The sequence below is a fragment of the Mameliella sp. CS4 genome (genome assembly GCF_019392335.1).
Classification (GTDB): Bacteria; Pseudomonadota; Alphaproteobacteria; order Rhodobacterales; family Rhodobacteraceae; genus Antarctobacter.
This window is the reverse complement of record NZ_JAHXRQ010000197.1, coordinates 1-260: the sequence shown is the minus strand read 5'-3', so window position 1 is coordinate 260 and position 260 is coordinate 1. Positions and strand designations below refer to the sequence as shown.

Here is a 260-nt window from a genome sequence, read left to right as displayed (position 1 = left end):
CTGATGAACGAGGTCAAGGGCGTGTGCGACAACATCGCCCATGACCTGCGCACCCCACTGACACGCTTGCGTGCGCAGCTTTACCGCATCAAACAAGAGGCTGAGCAAGATTCGGACTACGCGGTGAAACTCGACGATGCGATTGCCGAAACCGACACCCTGATGGCGCGCTTTCGGGGCCTGCTGCGGATCTCGGAGCTGGAAGACCACCAGCGCCGCTCAGGCTTCCTGGTCATGGACCCGTTGCCGCTGCTGCGCGA

General features: G+C 61.9%; 1 protein-coding gene. It reads left to right on the top strand.

Annotated elements, in window-relative coordinates; genetic code table 11:
* A partial coding sequence (locus KZZ07_RS27095) for a histidine kinase dimerization/phospho-acceptor domain-containing protein (RefSeq protein WP_370631284.1) occupies positions 1–260 on the top strand: 260 nt, incomplete at both ends.